Annotated in this window: 14 protein-coding genes; 9 read left to right on the top strand and 5 right to left on the bottom strand. The window is 49.3% G+C overall.

The features are described 5' to 3' along the window. Positions 1–191: 191 nt before the first annotated feature. On the top strand, positions 192–941 hold the full coding sequence (locus EZMO1_RS18430; RefSeq protein WP_034877463.1) for a response regulator: 750 nt from the start codon (positions 192–194) through the stop codon (positions 939–941). A gap of 28 nt (positions 942–969) precedes the next feature. Beyond that, a complete protein-coding gene (locus tag EZMO1_RS18425) occupies positions 970–2,514 on the top strand; it encodes an ATP-binding protein (protein ID WP_051790010.1) in 1,545 nt (514 codons plus the stop codon). A gap of 167 nt (positions 2,515–2,681) precedes the next feature. Here EZMO1_RS18425 and ptsG (EZMO1_RS18420) read toward each other — a convergent pair whose 3' ends face one another. From ptsG (EZMO1_RS18420) to EZMO1_RS18405, 4 genes are all read right to left on the bottom strand, one after another. Continuing rightward, the gene (ptsG, locus tag EZMO1_RS18420) at positions 2,682–4,136 is read right to left on the bottom strand and encodes a glucose-specific PTS transporter subunit IIBC (RefSeq protein WP_034876439.1); all 1,455 of its coding nucleotides are present in this window, start codon (positions 4,134–4,136) and stop codon (positions 2,682–2,684) included. A 276-nt stretch (positions 4,137–4,412) separates the two neighbouring features. After that, a complete protein-coding gene (locus tag EZMO1_RS18415) occupies positions 4,413–5,093 on the bottom strand; it encodes a hypothetical protein (RefSeq protein ID WP_187300030.1) in 681 nt (226 codons plus the stop codon). 410 nt (positions 5,094–5,503) lie between these two features. Next, a complete protein-coding gene (ptsG, locus tag EZMO1_RS18410; protein ID WP_034876441.1) occupies positions 5,504–6,955 on the bottom strand; it encodes a PTS glucose transporter subunit IIBC in 1,452 nt (483 codons plus the stop codon). Between the two features lie 212 nt (positions 6,956–7,167). Further along, complete coding sequence (locus EZMO1_RS18405) at positions 7,168–8,439, bottom strand: ABC transporter substrate-binding protein (protein ID WP_034876443.1); 1,272 nt, start codon at positions 8,437–8,439, stop codon at positions 7,168–7,170. Positions 8,440–8,670: 231 nt separating this feature from the next. Here EZMO1_RS18405 and nagE point away from each other — a divergent pair, with 231 nt between their 5' ends. Continuing rightward, the gene (gene nagE, locus EZMO1_RS18400) at positions 8,671–10,071 is read left to right on the top strand and encodes an N-acetylglucosamine-specific PTS transporter subunit IIBC (protein ID WP_051790163.1); all 1,401 of its coding nucleotides are present in this window, start codon (positions 8,671–8,673) and stop codon (positions 10,069–10,071) included. Positions 10,072–10,122: 51 nt separating this feature from the next. On the opposite strand, the gene EZMO1_RS28420 is transcribed toward nagE, so the two are convergent. Then, entirely contained in the window at positions 10,123–10,620 is a 498-nt protein-coding gene (locus EZMO1_RS28420) for a hypothetical protein (RefSeq protein WP_461781987.1), read from the bottom strand. Positions 10,621–11,253: 633 nt separating this feature from the next. Here EZMO1_RS28420 and gap point away from each other — a divergent pair. The 6 genes from gap (at position 11,254) to EZMO1_RS18365 (ending at position 17,875) form a co-directional block, all read left to right on the top strand. Beyond that, the gene (gene gap / locus EZMO1_RS18390) at positions 11,254–12,261 is read left to right on the top strand and encodes a type I glyceraldehyde-3-phosphate dehydrogenase (protein ID WP_034876447.1); all 1,008 of its coding nucleotides are present in this window, start codon (positions 11,254–11,256) and stop codon (positions 12,259–12,261) included. Between the two features lie 579 nt (positions 12,262–12,840). Continuing rightward, entirely contained in the window at positions 12,841–14,277 is a 1,437-nt protein-coding gene (gene pyk, locus EZMO1_RS18385) for a pyruvate kinase (protein ID WP_034876449.1), read from the top strand. A gap of 118 nt (positions 14,278–14,395) precedes the next feature. After that, positions 14,396–15,376, top strand: a complete 981-nt coding sequence (pfkA, locus tag EZMO1_RS18380) for a 6-phosphofructokinase (RefSeq protein ID WP_034876451.1) — start codon at positions 14,396–14,398, stop codon at positions 15,374–15,376. A gap of 176 nt (positions 15,377–15,552) precedes the next feature. Continuing rightward, the gene (gene crr, locus EZMO1_RS18375; RefSeq protein ID WP_034876453.1) at positions 15,553–16,059 is read left to right on the top strand and encodes a PTS glucose transporter subunit IIA; all 507 of its coding nucleotides are present in this window, start codon (positions 15,553–15,555) and stop codon (positions 16,057–16,059) included. 197 nt (positions 16,060–16,256) lie between these two features. Continuing rightward, positions 16,257–17,030, top strand: a complete 774-nt coding sequence (locus tag EZMO1_RS18370) for a hypothetical protein (RefSeq protein WP_034876455.1) — start codon at positions 16,257–16,259, stop codon at positions 17,028–17,030. A 107-nt stretch (positions 17,031–17,137) separates the two neighbouring features. Further along, positions 17,138–17,875 carry a copper homeostasis protein CutC gene (locus EZMO1_RS18365; RefSeq protein WP_082212110.1) on the top strand — a complete coding sequence of 246 codons (738 nt, stop codon included), beginning with the start codon at positions 17,138–17,140 and terminating at the stop codon, positions 17,873–17,875. The last annotated feature ends 131 nt before the right edge of the window (positions 17,876–18,006 follow it).

The following is an 18,006-nucleotide window of genomic DNA, read 5'->3' as shown; positions in this document are numbered from 1 at the left end:
GTTAAGCTGTCGTGCGCTGTGCGTTATAGGAAGGTGCAGCGGTTTCTACATTCTATCTGTGCATTAGTACCGGATCGATGGAGATGTGAGTATGACGGTGTTGGGTCAATTTATCTAAAATTGAGCCAAATCATTATGTTACAGTCTCTTCCCGAGACATAATGTTGCAGTATATTGGGACTTGGTTGCTTATGGTTGATTCTAGCACTGTATTTGTTGTAGACGACGATGACTCGATTCGTGATCTGCTGGCCAGCTATCTGAAAAAGAATGGCTATAACGTCATTGCTGCGAATAGTGGTGAAAGCTTTTTGCAGGAGTTCCAGGAGTGGCGATCGGCTGGAGAGGATGAGTCTCGCGTCATTGTCGTGCTGGATATCATGATGCCCGGTATGGATGGCTTTGACGTCTGCCGTGAATTGCGTACTTTCTCAAAAGCGCCGGTAATAATGCTGACAGCGGTTTCCGATGAAATGGATAGAATCATTGGTCTGGAAATGGGCGCTGACGATTATCTGGGTAAACCCTTCAACCCTCGCGAATTGCTGGCACGTATTAAAGCCATCTTTCGTCGTAGTGAGCAGGTGGCAGAGCCTAAGACATCGGGTCGCTATGCCGTGTTTAATGGTTTCTGTCTGGATAAGGTGACCCGCGAACTGGTCTCTCCGGATGGTGAACCTGTGCCATTAACCGGTGCTGACTATAACCTGCTGATGTTGTTTATCCGCAATCAGGGGAAAGTGCTCAGTCGTGAGAGCATTGCAGAAGTAACGCGCAAGCGTAATTCGGCACCGATGGATCGTTTTATTGATGTGAATGTTAGTCGTTTACGGCAGTGTCTGGGTGAAAACGCCCGTGCGCCGGAGCTGATCAAAACGGTCAGAGGTCAGGGTTACATTCTGACTACAGAAGTTGAGTGGGTTGATAAAGTGCCTGCATAAATAAAGCACAGCATGAGGAAGTAGCTGTTTGACTGAGTTTGTTGATGTTCATGCCGAGGCGGCATCGGGTCAGGGTGGTGTTTCCAAACCTGCGGGCCATAAAAGCACCAGAACCGGGTGGCGTCGATTAGCGTCCCAGGGTCGGGCTTTGCTGCCAGACTCCCTGCCGGGAAGGTTTTTCATGTTTATGCTGTTGCTGGTGTTTGCCTCTCAGCTCATGATCAGCGTGGTCTGGAATTATCAGACCCGAACAACTCAGGAAAAAGCGTTGGAAAATGTTGTATTCAATATGGCGATGCGAGTGTCGTCTACCATTGAATACTTTGACTCCCTGCCCAATCGCTACCGTCATATTATTCTGGACCAGCTTCGGGATATGGGCGGTACGCGCTATTTTGTTACCCTCAATCGTGATTTTATCGAGATTGATGAGCTGGCAAGAACCCGCAGTAAAGACATCGTCATTAATGGCTTTCAGGATACTCTGGATGCCTTTCATGCCAATGGTGATATCAGTATTGCGTTTTCGGCACCGGAAACACTGCGGGTGTTTAATAACGACACTTACCTGATGGAGCTGACAGAAAGTTGGGGCCAGCATGCACTGATTGTGGAGCCTCTGTCGTTGCCTATTCTGGTGATACAGGTGCCGGTCTCCAATAATGAGTGGCTCTATCTGGCTACCCTCATGCCGGATTACGCCATTATGTCCTCGAGTCTCCCCGTGGATTTGCAGCTTATTTATCTGTTTGCACTCACCGTTTTGCTGTTGTTTGGCAGCTGGATGATTTATGTATTGACCCGCCCTGTAAAACAATTATCCAAAGCCGCTGAAAACTTTGGCAGGAGTTTTGAGCCTGTGTATCTGCCAGAAAAAGGTGCGATAGAGTTTAAAACGACTGCCGGTGCGTTTAACCGGATGCAGAGAAATATTCAGCACTTTCTGAATGATCGAAAACAGCTGTTTTCAGGTATTTCCCATGACTTGAAGACTCCGCTGACACGGCTCCGTTTGCGCGCTGAAATGCTGGATGACGATGATGAACGACAGGGATTTGTTGAAGACATTGATCACCTGGATATGATGGTACGCAGTGCTTTGCAAATGGTTCGCGATACCGACATTCATGAAAATCCGGAGCCGGTTGACCTTAAACAGGTGCTAGAAAATATTGCCAGAGCCGGTCAGTCCGTTGGACAGAAGATCAGTCTGAAATACCATGAGCATGAGTTGGTGACCGGCAAGCCGCTGGCATTGCGGCGTTGTCTTGAAAACCTGATAGATAACGCGGTTGTTTATGGTGGTAATGCCGATGTCTCTCTTTCTATTGAAGAGGGGCAGAACCTGATTGTGATCAGAGACAAGGGGCCTGGACTTCCTGAGGGTATGGAAGAAGAAGTGTTTCAGCCTTATCGACGTTTTGAACATGGTCAGGCCTGTAATCCGGGTGGTAATGGTCTTGGGCTTATTACAGCAAGGCATCTGGCGGGTACTCATGGTGGGGACCTGTCGCTTCGGAATCATCCTGAGGGTGGGCTTGAAGTTACACTGACTATTCCTTTCGACTCGTAATTTATCTTCCCTTAAGTAAGTGGCTCTGAATCGTCATGCAATCAGAGCCATGCTTTCTTAAAAACTGGAGTTACGCACCCTCTACGAATCATCAAGATTTCCGAACGAGGTCATTGCTCTGTAGCCCTGATTCCTTCGTTTAAGGTGCGTAACATCAGTTAAAAATTTTATGCAGGTGATGTCAAAGGCTTGCAGTCTGGTTCGTCCAGCTCAACTATCTGAGTCTTAATGCTTTCAGATTGCGGCCCAAAGATAATCTGCAAGTTCTTTCCAACGACGACGACTGCTCTTGCCCCCAGTGCTTTTAGCCGTTCCTGATCAACCACGTCTGCATCGTTAACACTAATACGCAGACGTGTAATACAGGCGTCGATGGTCTTAAGATTATTGTTTCCACCCAGCGCATGTACAAGGTTTCTTGCCAGTTCAGGTGTAACCGCCAGCTTTTCATTAGACACTGGTTGATCTTCCCGCCCAGGTGTTTTCAGGTTGAAATAATGAATGGTAAAGCGGAAGACGAAATAATAAATGGCGGTGAAACATAACCCGACAGGGATCAGCAGGAAGGGTTTGTTGCCGATGCTGAAGAACAGTACATAGTCAATCAGTCCGTGTGAGAACGAGGCGCCCATGCGAATGTCGAGTAGATTGGTGACCATAAAGGCAATGCCGGCCAATACAGCGTGAATAGCATAAAGCATTGGCGCAATGTACATGAAGGCGAACTCGATGGGTTCGGTGATGCCGCTCATCATGGCCGCCAGAATGGCTGAAAACATTAACCCGGCAACGCGCTTTTTATTCTCAGGTCTGGCACTGTGCCAAATGGCAATGGCTGCACCGGGTAAGCCAAACATCTTGAACAGGAAACCTCCGGCAAGGAATCCTGCGCTGGGGTCTCCGGCAAAAAAGCGGGCAATGTCGCCGGTCACCACTTCACCGGTGGCGGTGACAAATTCGCCCATCAGCATCTGGAAAGGAATGTTCCAGATATGATGAATGCCCAATGGAATCAGCAGGCGTTCGACAAATCCATAGAGAAAGCCCATGCTGCCCGGACTGGTTTCGATGGCCTGTTGGCTGAATGAGTTCAGGGCGCTTTCTACCGGCATCCAGATATACGTCAGAACCACACCGAGAAGAATGGCAGCAAAGGCTGAAACAATGGGCACAAAGCGAATGCCTTCAAAGAAACCAATATAATCGGGCAACTTCAGTTTGTGGAATCGGTTGAATAGAACTGCTGTCAGGATGCCTGCCAGTATCCCGCCCAGAATGCCCGTATTAATGGTTTCAATACCCAGTACTGTTACTGTATCCAGCTGAAGGTACTGAGCCATCTCTCCCATGGTGGCCAGCATAACCAGATAAGCGACAACGGCTGTTAATGTGGCGGTGCCGGTATTGTTTGTGAGGCCAAGGGCGGTGCCGATGGCAAACAATAGTGGCAGGTTGCCAAAAATGACACTGCCAGTTTTGATCATGACACCATTAAGCAGGTCGGGAATAAGGGTAAAGTTGGCACTGCCTATGCCAAGCAGGATACCAGCTATGGGCAGTATCATTACTGGCAGCATCAGTGAGCGCCCTGTCTTTTGCAGTACGCTGAATGCATTTTGCATCGTTGGAAAACCTCTTGTCAGTCAATAGTCGTCAGACACAGCGTTGTTATGTGGGAGTGCTTTGTCGTGGTTGCTGTGGGTGGATGAAGGCTATCAGTCGTGAGAGAGTGTTTTTTTTGTCTTAACTCAATAAAAAAAGACGAAGACTGTGTTCAAGAGGGTGTAAACGTTTTCATCTATTCTGTAATTCTGAGTACATATTCCAGATGACTATTGGTGGTGAGGGGTTGTGGTAGAAAATGAGGAATACCTGTAGAGAGGTATTCCTGAAAGCCGCTAGTTCTTTGAAAGCGTTGATTGTTGCCCTGATGCTGTTTTGGCTTCAGGTAGCTCAAAGCAAGTCAGTACATCCTCTTCAAAATACGGCGACTGGTTGACCCGGAACAGGTAGTCTACTTTGAGAAACTGGTTTGCAAAAGCGTGCAGTAAAGGGACAATGTTCTCGCGTTGCTCAACCACCTTATGAGAGTCTGTCTCACCAATGTAATTCCCATCCTGAATCGCGATTCCAAGGGGTACGCTAAAATCACTCTCGTGCATCATGGCCAGAGCGTGGTTCAGTTGAGCGCGCCGATGAACCATCAGGTCCGGAGCGCCAAGACCAACGCCGATCTCTTCACCGCATTCATACAGAGCTCTGAGGTAACCTTTGTCGTCCCACGGCAGCCATTCGCCGGGCATAAAGTTGGCGTATTGCATGGTGGTACTTTCTGGAAAAGCCTCACCCAGTGCTTTCATGTTCGATTTGATGCCATTGACGAACTTTACTTCAGAAAAACCGGGGTCAATGTCGGATGTGGTGGCGGTGGCCGATTCCTGCAGGTTGATTCCGGCGATTTGCCCATCGAATGTTTCACCGAGTTTACCAATAAGCTTTGCAAATCTCTCCTGAACGGCAGGATCCCAGCGGCGTGCGGTCCAGCCATTTTGCTCGCCCTGTTGATTCATACGAGGCACTGAGCCACCTCCGTATTTTGCATCATCAAGATAGTCAGGAACGCCGCGAAGGCCCGGATCAAAGGTTGCGTCCTGTAGCTGAATGAAGAGCTTTTTATCGTGTTTGGCCAGATAGTCCAGATCTTCCTGGATGATTGAGAAGTCGTATTGATCTTCTTCCGGCTCCCGTAGTGCCTACATTATTTGCGCCCCGGAAAAGCGTTCGTGAGTGAGTGGTGGGTGATTGATGAGAGAGCTGCAGTCGCGCGCGAAGTAGACAGAATGTTTGATATTATCCCGGGCGATAGGGCAGCTTGCTTCTTTATAGTCATGATACGACTCTAAGTAACGGTCTGCGTGATTTAAAAAAACGGGGACACCCTTGAGAGGTGTCCCCGTTTCTGTTGCTTATTTAATCCGCTAAAGGATTATTAAGCAGTTGCTGGAGCCATGCCGCCAGACTTGTTCAGTTCGTTCATTTCAGTCTTGATGTTCTCAGACTGTGGACCGAAGATAGCCTGCATGTTGTTACCAACAACCATTACGCCACGAGCGCCCAGTGCCTTGATAGCAGCCTGATCAACGTTCTTCACGTCAACAACCGCTACACGCAGACGAGTGATACAAGCGTCGATGGACTTGATGTTAGCGTTGCCACCGAAAGCTTCAATCAGCTTGCCAGCCAGTTCTGGGCCAACTTCGACCTTGCCGCCAGCAGATTCGTCTTCGCGACCTGGTGTCTTCAGGTTGAACCTGGCGATAACAAAGCGGAATACGCTGTAGTACAGAGCCGCATAAACCAGACCCAGTGGGATCAGCCAGAAGGACTTGGTACCGATACCTGCGAACAGAGCGAAGTCGATGAAGCCGTGGGAGAAGGACGCGCCCATCTTGATTTCCAGGAAGTTGGTAATCACGAAGGCGAAGCCAGCCAGTACCGCGTGGATCACGTACAGGGCAGGTGCCAGGAACATGAACGAGAATTCGATTGGCTCGGTGATACCGGTCAGCATGGAAGTCAGGGCTGCGGAGATCATGATACCGCCAACACGCTTCTGTTGCTTGGTCTTGGCAGAGTGCCACATAGCGATAGCGGCAGCAGGCAGGCCGAACATCTTGAACAGGAAGCCGCCTGCCAGGAAGCCAGCAGTCGGGTCACCCGCGAAGAAGCGTGGGATGTCGCCGTTGAATACCTGACCTGCTTCGTTGATGAACTGACCCATTTCCATCTGGAAAGGAACGTTCCATACGTGGTGGATACCGAATGGAATCAGCAGACGCTCGATGAAGCCGTATACGAAGCCCATAGCAACCGGGTTACCTTCTGCAGCGTAGAAGCCGAAGGTGTCGATGGCGCGACCGATGGGAGGCCATACGAACGCCATGATGGCACCCAGGGCAATGGCGCCGAAAGCGGTTACGATTGGCACGAAACGCTTGCCCGCAAAGAAACCCAGATACTCAGGCAGCTGGATCTTGTAGAAGCGGTTAAACATGAACGCCGCCAGGGCACCGGACAGAATACCACCGAATACGCCGGTATCGATGGAGGTGATGCCCATAATGGACTTGGTTTCAACACCCATCAGGCCTGCAACCAGACCCATGGTGGCCAGCATAACAACGTAACCCACGATAGCCGCCAGAGTGGAGACGCCGTCGTTGTCAGTCAGACCCAGTACCGCACCAATGGCGAACAGCAGTGGCAGGTTGCCGAATACGGCACCACCGGCCTGTTCCATCACCTGACTCAGCAGGGAAGGCAGGAAACTAAAATCAGCAGCACCGATACCCAGCAGGATACCCGCGACTGGCAGAATGGCTACAGGCAGCATCAGCGCTCGGCCGATTTTCTGCAGCACCCCAAAGGCGTTTTGCAACATGGTGTGAAACCTCGTGATGATTGAGTCTGGTCAACGGCACACACACTGTTGTCAGGTGTGAGCCTGTGTTTGATTGTTATCGTGGGCGGAGAGTATCAAAACGTCCGTACCTCTTGGGTAAAGGAGGTAAACGAAATGTAACGAACTCTTTCTGCAAAAAGTGCGAACGAAAATGCATTGCTGTAAGTCAATTTCGTGTCAATAAGTCATGGCTATTTTGCGGGGGCCAAAAGCGCTGCAGATAGCGATATGACTGCCTGTTCGGGAGTGGCGGTCGGGACGGACATATAGCTGCTGACAAAGTTGATGACGGGTGCCTGAAGGGACTCTTTAACCGCCATTCCGTGAATGATACTGGGTACAAGAGTGCCTTCTTTGATGCTTTTGTTTAGCGCATTCAGACTCTTTTTCTGACAACCTTCGAGTTGATCTGTGGCGTCCATTCGAACAGGAATGGAACCTTTTTTATCGGTGAAGGCGATCTGGGTTTCCTTGTTCATGAGTTGTTGTGCCAGCCATTGCTGAGCTTGACGGTCTTTGAAGCGTTTGCGGTTGAAAATGACAAAGCTGTCGATGTTATAGATGAAATGATCTTCGGTACCAAAGGCGGGGCGACAGTAGAAATCTACGCCTTCGAGCTGATCGCTCATTTTGAACTCTCCCAACGCCCAGTCTCCCATCAGCATCACTGCGGCCTCATCGTTGATGATTTCCCTGGTTGCCTGATCCCAGGGCCTTCTGCTCCGGTCATTGGGTGTTAAAGATGTAATCTGCTTCAGCTTGCGAAACACTTTGATCATGGTGGGGCTGGTCAGTGCTTCTTCATCATGCTCAACCAGAGCCTGACGGTAAAAGTCTGCTCCGCCTTCTGAAAGTACAACAGACTCGAAAATGGCTGCCTGCTGCCAGGGTTCGCCACCGTGTGTCAGTGGAATGAATCCTGCTCGACGCAAGCGTGGGGCAATGGCAATCAGGTCATCCCAACTGGATGGGATTGCCAACCCGGTGTCTTCAAAGGCGGTTGGATTAATCCAGAGCCAGTTGTTGCGATGAATGCCTACCGGAATGCCGTAGTAACGGTCACGGAACTGCACCGTGTCCAATACAAACTGTGGCAGGACATTTCGCCATTGATTGCGGTTTGCAGAGCCGTCAATGTGTCTCAGCAAGTCAAGGCTGGCCCAGTTCTGAATGCCCATACCACTGATCTGCGCAGCATGAGGCGGGTTTCCAGAGATAATCTGGGACTTCAATACAGTCATGGCTTTGCCGCCGCCGCCGCCAACAATAGCCTGATCAGCCCAGGCAAATCCCGACCGGGCATAATGTTGCTTTAATACATCAACCGCTGCGGCTTCACTGGGGGAGGTCCACCAGTGGAGCACATTGATAAAGCCCCGGGTTTCGTTATGGGGTGTAGTTCCTGCCACCACTGAAGAGGCCAGACAGGTTAGAAGTGTTGTTATCAGCAGGCGCAGAATCATGGGTGAGCATTCAACCGTTGGTTTGTTACGAGCTTCGTTAAAAAATCGGGGAGATTTAAACAGAACTTGTTAATCCATCACTGGAAGGACTATTTTGCAGTAGACCAAATTACAGGTTAATGGCCGGTCTTAAATACGTGCAACTACTTGAAGTGCAGCTTTGTAACCCGTTACATTTTCATCCGAAAACTGATTTCGGCATTCTTTGATCGAAATCAAACAGCAAAAATAATGACATGCAGGGGTACGGTTGTGGATGTTTTAGGTTATTTGCAGCGTTTGGGTAAGGCATTGATGTTGCCAATAGCAACGTTACCTATTGCTGCCCTGCTGTTGCGCATCGGGCAACCGGATTTGCTGGATATTGCCTTTATGGCAGAAGCGGGCAATGCAATTTTCAGTCACTTGCCACTGTTATTTGCCATGGGTATTGCCGCCGGACTTTCGGAAGATGATGCTGGTTCCGCAGTGCTGGCAGGTGCGGTCGGTTACTTTGTATTGACGGCAGCAGCCAAAACCATCAATACAAACATCGATATGTCGTTTTTTGGCGGCATTATTGCCGGTGTTATTGCCGGGCATAGCTATAACCGTTTTCATACCGTTCAGTTGCCACAATACCTGGCTTTCTTTGGTGGTAAAAGGCTTGTGCCGATAATGACGGGCCTGATTGCCCTTGTGATGTCTGTGGTTGCCGGATTTGTCTGGCCTGCCATTCAGTCTGGTATTGATGCTTTTGCAACCGGGGTTGCTGATTCTGGCTCTTTAGGGGAGTTCATTTATGGCGTGCTGAACAGGGCGCTCATTCCTGTTGGTTTGCACCATGTTGTTAATTCTGTATTCTGGTTTGGTCTGGGTGAATATACGGATGCGGCGGGTCACATTGTTCATGGCGACTTGCCACGTTTCTTTGCAGGCGACCCCACGGCAGGCGTGTTTATGGCTGGTTTTTATCCAGTTATGATGTTTGGCTTGCCAGCGGCTGCCCTGGCGATGTATCTTGCTGCACCCAGAAAGAATCGGGCGAAAGTGGGTGGCCTGCTGTTTTCGGTTGGCCTGACAGCCTTTCTTACCGGTGTGACTGAGCCTTTGGAATTTTTATTTGTTTTTCAGGCTCCGGGTTTGTATGTCGTCCATGCCGTTCTGACCGGCTTATTGCTGGTGGTGACTAACTGGTTTGGCGTACTTCATGGTTTTGGTTTTTCCGCCGGTGCCTTTGATATGGTACTTAACTGGGGGCTGGCCACTAAACCTGTGACCCTGGTCATTATTGGTCTGGCTTTTGCTGTGATTTACTTCTGCACCTTCTATTTTGCGATCAGGGTGTTTAACCTGAAAACGCCGGGTCGTGATGAAGAGGATGTTGAACAGGGGGCGGACAGGGAGATTTCCGAATCCGGGCGAGCCAGGCAATTTATTGAGTTGCTGGGCGGTAAAGACAACTTTGATTCTGTATCCGCCTGTATTACCCGCTTACGACTGACTCTGGTAGATCGTGATAAAATTGATGAGCCGGGCCTTAAAGCTATGGGGGCTAAGGGAGTGGTGAAGCTTGGTGCCAATAACCTTCAGGTTATTCTGGGGCCACAGGCAGAAATTATTGCCGGAGAAATCAGGCAGGAACTGGCGTAACGGCTGTTCTGAAAGGTTTTGCAAACATGACAATAGTGACAAGCCGCTATATCAATTCGTTTTACTTTCTATTTCAATAGAATTGTAAGGGGTTGCCGTTGTGTGGCCCCGTTGATTTTTAGTTTGAGCATCCGGATGTGCTGATTTATTATTTTTAAATCCAGCCGCTTCAACGCTCGCAAAATCTCCACGCTTATTGAGAGAAATACAATGTTCAAGAAAGACGTAGTTATTACTGCTGAAAATGGTCTGCACACTCGTCCAGCTGCTCAGTTCGTAAAAGAAGCCAAAGGCTTCGAATGCGACATCAAACTGGAAGCTGCTGGCAAGCAGGCGAGCGCCAAGAGTCTGTTCAAGCTGCAGACTCTGGGTCTGACCCAAGGCTCCACCGTGACCATCATCGGTGAAGGCGAAGGTGCTGAAGGTGCGGTATCTCACCTGGCTGAGTTCATCACCACCCTGAAGTAATGATTTCTCTGATCCGCTGTCCGGATCGGCCGGCAGATGTTTGATGGTCCTTTTAACGACTGATTTGTAGTCGAAACTCATCGAAAGTTAGGTATAGCCGCTAATGATGGCTATATTTCAATCTGCAGGCAAAGAGATAAAAATGACTGGAAACAGCCTCAGGCACAGCAAGTGCATGAGATTGCTTCTAGAATAAGCTGAGCAAACTCGGAAGTATCAGGTTGCAACATGATGTTGTTTAAAGGCTGGTGCTTGCTGGGGTGGCTCGGCTTTTTGTCGTCTGTGAACTGTCCTACTGAGGCAGACAGCTACTGGTAGCGGGCAGGCTTGTTTCAGGAAACTCTCAGGCTGGTATGTTTTGGGGGTATTTTCGACTCAGGCTCTGTGGTTGACCAATAGTTGATTTTATTGATCAGGATCAGTTTTTTTGACCGGGTGATATAGCGTGTTCACGTCTGTGTCTTGTCGTGCATTTTGCTGTAATGATTGGAGTGGTTCTGGGTATACATTGTTTATCCTGTGAACGGCTTGCCTGTTGCTGTCCTGATGTGTGAATGTTTGTTTAGTGAGGCTGGTAATCTCTGTAAACCCTTGTGTTTAAAGGTGTTTGTAGAGATGGGTAGGTATTTTCACTAGGCTGCATTCGCTCAAAAAATCCTATTTACTAAAGGCTATAGCGGCTTGTCCGCTGTGACTAAGGGTATTGGAGACGTCATGATCAAAATCGCTATCAACGGCTACGGCCGTATCGGCCGTAATGTTCTGCGTGCACTGTATGAAGCAGGTCGCCGTGATGAATACCAGATCGTTGCTATCAACGACCTGGGCGATGCAAAAATTAACACTCACCTGACCAAGTACGACACCGTACACGGTCGTTTCAACGCTCAGGTTGAAGAAGGTGAAAACGCGCTGTTCGTAAACGGCGACGAAATCAAAACTTTCTCCGAGCGCGATCCATCCAACCTGCCATGGGCTGAGCTGGGTGTTGACGTAGTATTCGAATGTACTGGCGTATTCCGTTCCAAGGACGCTTGTCAGCCTCACCTGGACGCTGGTGCGAAGAAAGTAATCATCTCTGCTCCTGGTTCTAACGTAGACGCTACTATCGTTTACGGTGTTAACCACGAGACTCTGACTTCTGACATGACCGTTATCTCTAACGCGTCTTGCACCACTAACTGCCTGGCGCCAATTGCCAAGCCGCTGAATGATGCTTTGGGCATTGAAAAGGGTCTGATGACGACTATTCATGCTTACACAAATGATCAGCGTCTGTCTGACGTATACCATAGCGACCTGTACCGTGCTCGTGCTGCTGCACAGAACATGATCCCGACTGCTACTGGTGCTGCTGCTGCTGTTGGTCTGGTTGTTCCAGAACTGAAAGGCAAGTTCGACGGTATGGCTGTTCGCGTACCTACCATCAACGTATCTCTGGTAGACCTGAGCTTCGTTGCTGGCCGCGAAACTACTGTTGAAGAAGTAAACGAAATCGTTGCTGCTGCGGCCAAGTCTTCCGAAGCTATGAGCAAGGTTCTGCACGTGAACTACCAGCCTCTGGTTTCCATGGACTTCAACCATTGCCCGTTCTCTTCCAGCTTCGATGCGACCCAGACTCGCGTGCAAGGCAACCTGGTTAAGGTAATGTCCTGGTACGACAACGAGTGGGGCTTCTCCAACCGTATGCTGGACACCGCTAAGGCTTTCATGAACGCCTAAGTGTTGTTTGAATGAAAACACAGGCTCTTTTTCGGGCCTGTGTTTTTGTTGTAAAAGCCGGATAAGAAAAGTGTCACTTTTTATCCGCAGAAGATGTAAACAGCCGTTTTACTCATGTTTTACTCGAAATGTTTCTTCATGAGTTGTAATTGGACTGTGTTATGAGCAGTAGTAAAAAGAAGACGGTGCTCGTATTTTCAGAGTTTTCTGAATAGACCCTCGTGGCCGAACGTATCTGTTCACATTGACTGTTGTCACAGAGCAGGCTGGTCAAAGTTCATCACCCACAACAGGTCGAAGACTATACTGTCTCAAGAGACTGCCTTCTTTTTTCTGTTGTTTGCCGTACCGTGTATCCATTAATCATCAATCACGAATGAGCTCATTAACCGGGCTTTCTGATTGTTTGTTGATGGGCTCGTTGATGGCTCGTTGAAGGCTCGTTAAAGGAGAGTATTGAGCTGTAGAGCTACAACCGGTTGTCATTAAGCTGTCATACGAATGTCATTGGCAGGAAAATCCAGCAGTCCGGTTGAATTGCCACACAGGTGATCCACAGGTCAAACTTGAGAGGATAGCATGCTCAGACGTACGAAAATTGTCGCCACGCTCGGTCCTGCTACGCAGACCGATGAGCAGTTAACAAAGCTGATAAAGGCTGGTGTTAATGTTGTCCGCCTGAATTTTTCCCACGGTGATGCTGAAGATCACCGCACCCGTGCGGAACAGGTTCGCACGATCTCTACCCGCCTTGGGCGCAGTATCGCCATATTGGGTGACCTGCAGGGACCTAAGATACGCATTGGTCGTTTTCAGAACGGAAAAATTCATTTGCCCGACGGGGCAGAATTTGTTCTGGATGCAGAGCTTTCTATTGAAGCCGGTGATGAAACCCGGGTTGGACTCTCATACAAAGATTTACCTAATGACTGCAAAGTCGGCGATGTTTTGTTACTCGATGATGGCCGCCTGAGCCTGCAGGTCATCAAAATTGATGGTTCGCGCATTGTGACCACCACTCTGGACGGTGGCGAACTCTCAAACAACAAAGGCATCAATCTGGCGGGCGGTGGACTATCGGCAGACGCGTTAACCGATAAAGATAAAGCTGATATCCAGCTGGCGGCTGATATCGGGGTGGATTATCTGGCCGTCTCTTTTGTCCGCAGCCCTGATGACTTGCATCTGGCGCGTCAATTAATGCGTAAGGCTGGAGGCACTGCCAGTATTCTGTCCAAAATTGAACGTGCAGAAGTGGTGGCTGATCCCGGATTGCTTGAAGCCGTTATCCGGGCATCCGACGCTGTGATGGTGGCTCGGGGCGACCTGGGCGTTGAGATTGGTGATGCCGAGCTGATTGGCGTTCAGAAAAATATGATCAATGAAGCCCGCCGCCTGAACCGTCCGGTGATTACAGCCACCCAGATGATGGAATCCATGATACACAACACCCAGCCGACCCGTGCGGAGGTGTTTGATGTCGCCAATGCCGTGCTGGATGGTACGGATGCCGTGATGTTATCGGGTGAAACAGCCACCGGCAGGCGTCCGCATGAAGTGGTTAAGGCCATGTGCCGCATTTGCTCGGGTGCTGAAAAAAATCCTGAACTGATTGCTCATGTGGATCGAGAGGCCGTAGGCAGTTTTGAAGAAACAGATGAAGCCATTGCACTGGCAGCCACTTATGCGGCCAATAATCTTGGGGTTAAGGCCATTGTCTGTCTGACCAAGTCCGGTGCAACACCTTTATGGGTTTCCCGTATCAATACGGAACTGCCCATTATTGCCCTGACTCGCTACAAAACGACCGAGCGTCGTGTGGCTCTGTACCGGGGTGTTGAGGCTGTCGCTTTTGACAGTGGCAGTAAGTACGGTCCTGAAGTGAATGACCGTGCTATTAAAGAATTGAAAGAGCGTGGCTTGCTGGAGCCCGGCGACCGAATCATTCTGACCAAAGGGGAGAGTGAAGAGGTTGAAGGAGGCACCAACACCATGCAGATCATTACTGTTAAATAAATCCGTCGCACTGAAAGCGCATCGAGTCATCTTCACTCTTTTTCGGAAGATACTTTATTAACGCGACTTGTAACGCGAGTTTCAGACAAGTTTCAAGACTAGGGAGACGAACAGAACCATGGCAGAGATGAAAAAAATTGGCGTTCTAACTTCGGGTGGTGATGCTCCGGGTATGAATGCTGCCATTCGTTCCGTTGTACGCAGCTGCATTTACTACGGTGTTCAGCCGGTGGCGATTCATGAAGGCTACAAGGGTCTGATTGAAAACAACATGGAAGAGGTTAACGCCCGTTCCGTTGCCAATATCATCAACCAGGGTGGTACTTTCCTGAAATCTGCCCGTTGTGCAGAGTTCCGTACGCCTGAAGGCCGTACCAAGGCGTTTGAAAACGCCAAAGCAGCCGGTCTGGACGGACTGGTTGTGATCGGTGGTGACGGTTCTTTTACCGGCGCCATGCTGATTGAAAAAGAACACGGTATGCCTTGTATCGGTGTTCCGGGCACTATCGATAACGATATCTTCGGTACAGATTACACCATCGGCTACGATACGGCTCTGAATACAGCGGTAGAAGCGATTGACAAAATTCGCGACACGGCGACTTCTCACAACCGCCTGTTCCTGATTGAGGTAATGGGTCGTGATGCAGGTTTTATCGCCCTGAACAGCGGTATTGCTGCAGGCGCTGAAGAAATCCTGATTCCTGAAGAAGACCACTCTGTTGATAAGCTGATGGATTCTCTGCAGAACAGCGGTCGTGCCGGTAAAACCTCCAGCATCGTCGTGGTGTCTGAAGGTGAAAAGATTGGCGGTGTGGTTGAACTGGGTCGTGCAGTGGAAGAAAGCTTCCCTGAATACGAAGTAAAAGTGACCGTACTGGGTCATATCCAGCGTGGTGGCAAGCCGACCTGTGTTGACCGTGTACTGGCCAGCCGTCTGGGCGTTGCAGCCGTTGAGAAGCTGCGCGAAGGTATAAGCGGCGTCATGGTGGGTGTTCGTGACCAGAAAGTGGTGACCACGCCTCTGGAAGAAGCCATCAGCAAGCATAATGCGATTGATGACGATCTGCTGAGAGTTGCAGACATCGTAACTGTCTGATAAATAGAGAGTTATTAAAAAATGCCCCGCCAAGGCGGGGCGTTTTTTTGTTAACGAAGACTCTGGATGCAGCCAGAGCCATCGTTAATTCAGAGAAAGGGTTATAAGTATTCAGCATGGCTGAGTACTTATAACCGTCTAAAATCCAATCCATCTTATTATGTGGGATAAGTAGTATGGGTCTGTTCGATTCAATCAAGAAAAGCATGGGTCTCGGTGGCGAAGAAGGCACTGTGATCAAGTCACCTCTGACGGGTGAAATCCTGCCAATCGAAGAAGTGCCAGACGCGGTATTTTCCGAGAAAGTAGTAGGCGACGGCATTGCCATCAACCCGACTGGTAACAAGATGGTTGCACCTTGCGACGGTGAAATCGGCAAAATCTTTGAAACCAACCACGCTTTCAGCATGGAAACTCCTTCCGGCGTTGAGCTGTTTGTTCACTTCGGTATCGACACCGTTGAACTGAAGGGTGAAGGTTTCAAGCGTATCGCTTCCGAAGGTCAGACTGTAAAAGCTGGCGACACCATCATCGAAGTGGACCTGGAATTCCTGAAAGCTAACGCCAACAGCGTTATCACTCCGGTTGTTATCTCCAACATGGACGACGTTGAGTCTCTGGAGAAGTCTACCGGTGCAGTGACTGAAGGTGCTAGCGACCTGCTCGTGGTTAAAATGAAGTAAATTCTACTTCATTGCCTTTTCAGCCCCCGTGCACTTAACGGGGGCTGTCTTCTCCTTACCTCTGTTCTCCTTCTTCTCCTCATTGTCAGTATTCCTAACCAGCCTGTCAGTGATGAATGCTTACTTCTGAACTAAGCTTTCGTCCAGTTTATAAACGTCATTTTCGATGACATCAACGACCAATGGACTGGATCAGTATGAAAGCATTACCTGTCTTACCCTTGACACTTCTTTGTCTGCTGGCGGTTCCTGTCTGGGCTGTGCCGGTGGATTCAAGACAATCGCAAACACCACCTGTTCAGGAAAGTGATCAGGATCGTATTAAAGCAGCCAATGATGCGCGTCAGGCCGAGATCGATGAAATGGTTCGCAAGTTGAATGCGATGGGCTTTGATTTTAAGCGGCCTGTTGAAAATGATGATTCTGAAGGTTCAGCCCAACAGCAGCCTGAGGCACCTGTCAATTCCGGGAAATCTGTCCGGTCTATGAGTATCGGAGACCTGCTTGATTATCAGGATCAGCTGCGTGACCGTCTGGCACAACTGGAAGATAAAGAGCGAAAGGCGAAAGAAAAAGACCGTCTTCGGGCGGAAACAGCAAAGAAAGCTCAGACAGAAAAGAATGAGGCTATTCATCAGCTAAGAGAAGTGGAAGCCGAGCTGGGCGATGTGCTGATTCGTCGGGCTTTGAAGGGGGTAGGGAAAATGGTGCCCGCTCCTAAATTCAATGATTATGACAAGACTAAAGAAACACCAGAGGCTGAGCCAGCACCGGAACAGGCGTATTCAGAATACCCGGAACATGAATACATTGATTATGAAATTGAGGCGCCGGTGCTGATGACCGGAAAGCCTGCCAGAAAAATTCGGGTGAAAGCCCGAAAAGGGGTTATGGAGTTGCATCAGGAAATTCAGGATTTGAACAAGGTTCTGATTGACAGTGCAAAGCGCATGACCGGTAAGCCGTTCTGATTGCCACTGGCTCAACAGTCAGTGTCTCCCTTCCAAAGAGTGATTTAAATCAACACCCTTCCGCTATTCGCTGTTAATGTTCTTAGCAGGGCTTTGGAGTAGTTGGCATGTTGCGAAACGTTGAAGTAGAAATTTGTGTTAATAGCCAGAGTGAAGCGTATGTTCGGCGTGCAGTTTGTGCCGCTGAACAGGGTGGCGCGAGTCGAATAGAGCTGTGTGCGGCCATGGAAGAGGATGGTCTGACCCCTGCCGTTGAACACATCCATGCGGCCAGACAGTCTTTTGAGTCTGATGGTCTCATGGTGATGGTTCGTCCACGTTCCGGTCATTTTTTCTACAGTCTTGAAGAAAGTGATGTCATGGTCAGGCAGATAGAAATGGCTGCACAGGCTGGCGCTGATGGTGTTGTGTTTGGCGGGTTGAGAGCCCGTGATCATGGCATTGATGAAGGTTTGTTGGAGCGATTGCTGGATGTGACAAGAGGACTCAACTTGAAAACCACGTTTCACCGGGCTTTTGATGCCACTGTGGAGCCTGTTCGTTCTCTGGATATTCTTATGCAATACGGTGTTGATCGTGTATTGACCAGTGGAATGCCGTGGGGCTCTGATGCAAGCGCGCTGAAAGGCATTTCCTTACTGAGGCAGCTTATTACTCAGGCGGGTAATGCTATTGAAATCGTTATAGGTGGCGGCATCACTCCTGCGAACAGTCACAGTTTGTTGAGTCAGTTGCCAGTAACGGGTCGTGTCAGTCTTCATGCTTATAGCGGAGTTCTGGAAGAAGGGAATGTGTCGTCTAAATGTGTGGAAATGATCGGTCAGAAGAGTTTTGGAGAGTGTTAAGGAGTAGTCCTGAAATTAATGGCACTGACTTAAGGGTAAGCACTATGCCTACCAACTGACTCACCGTGTTGGGAGTCACTTCGTTCGTCCCAACCTACAGCCCTTTGTTTTTAAAGGTTTGATGCTTAAGT

It is taken from the genome of Endozoicomonas montiporae CL-33 (assembly GCF_001583435.1).
Classification (GTDB): Bacteria; Pseudomonadota; Gammaproteobacteria; order Pseudomonadales; family Endozoicomonadaceae; genus Endozoicomonas_A; species Endozoicomonas_A montiporae.
The sequence above is the reverse complement of the archived record's forward strand: the minus strand, read 5'-3'. Positions and strand labels throughout refer to the sequence as shown.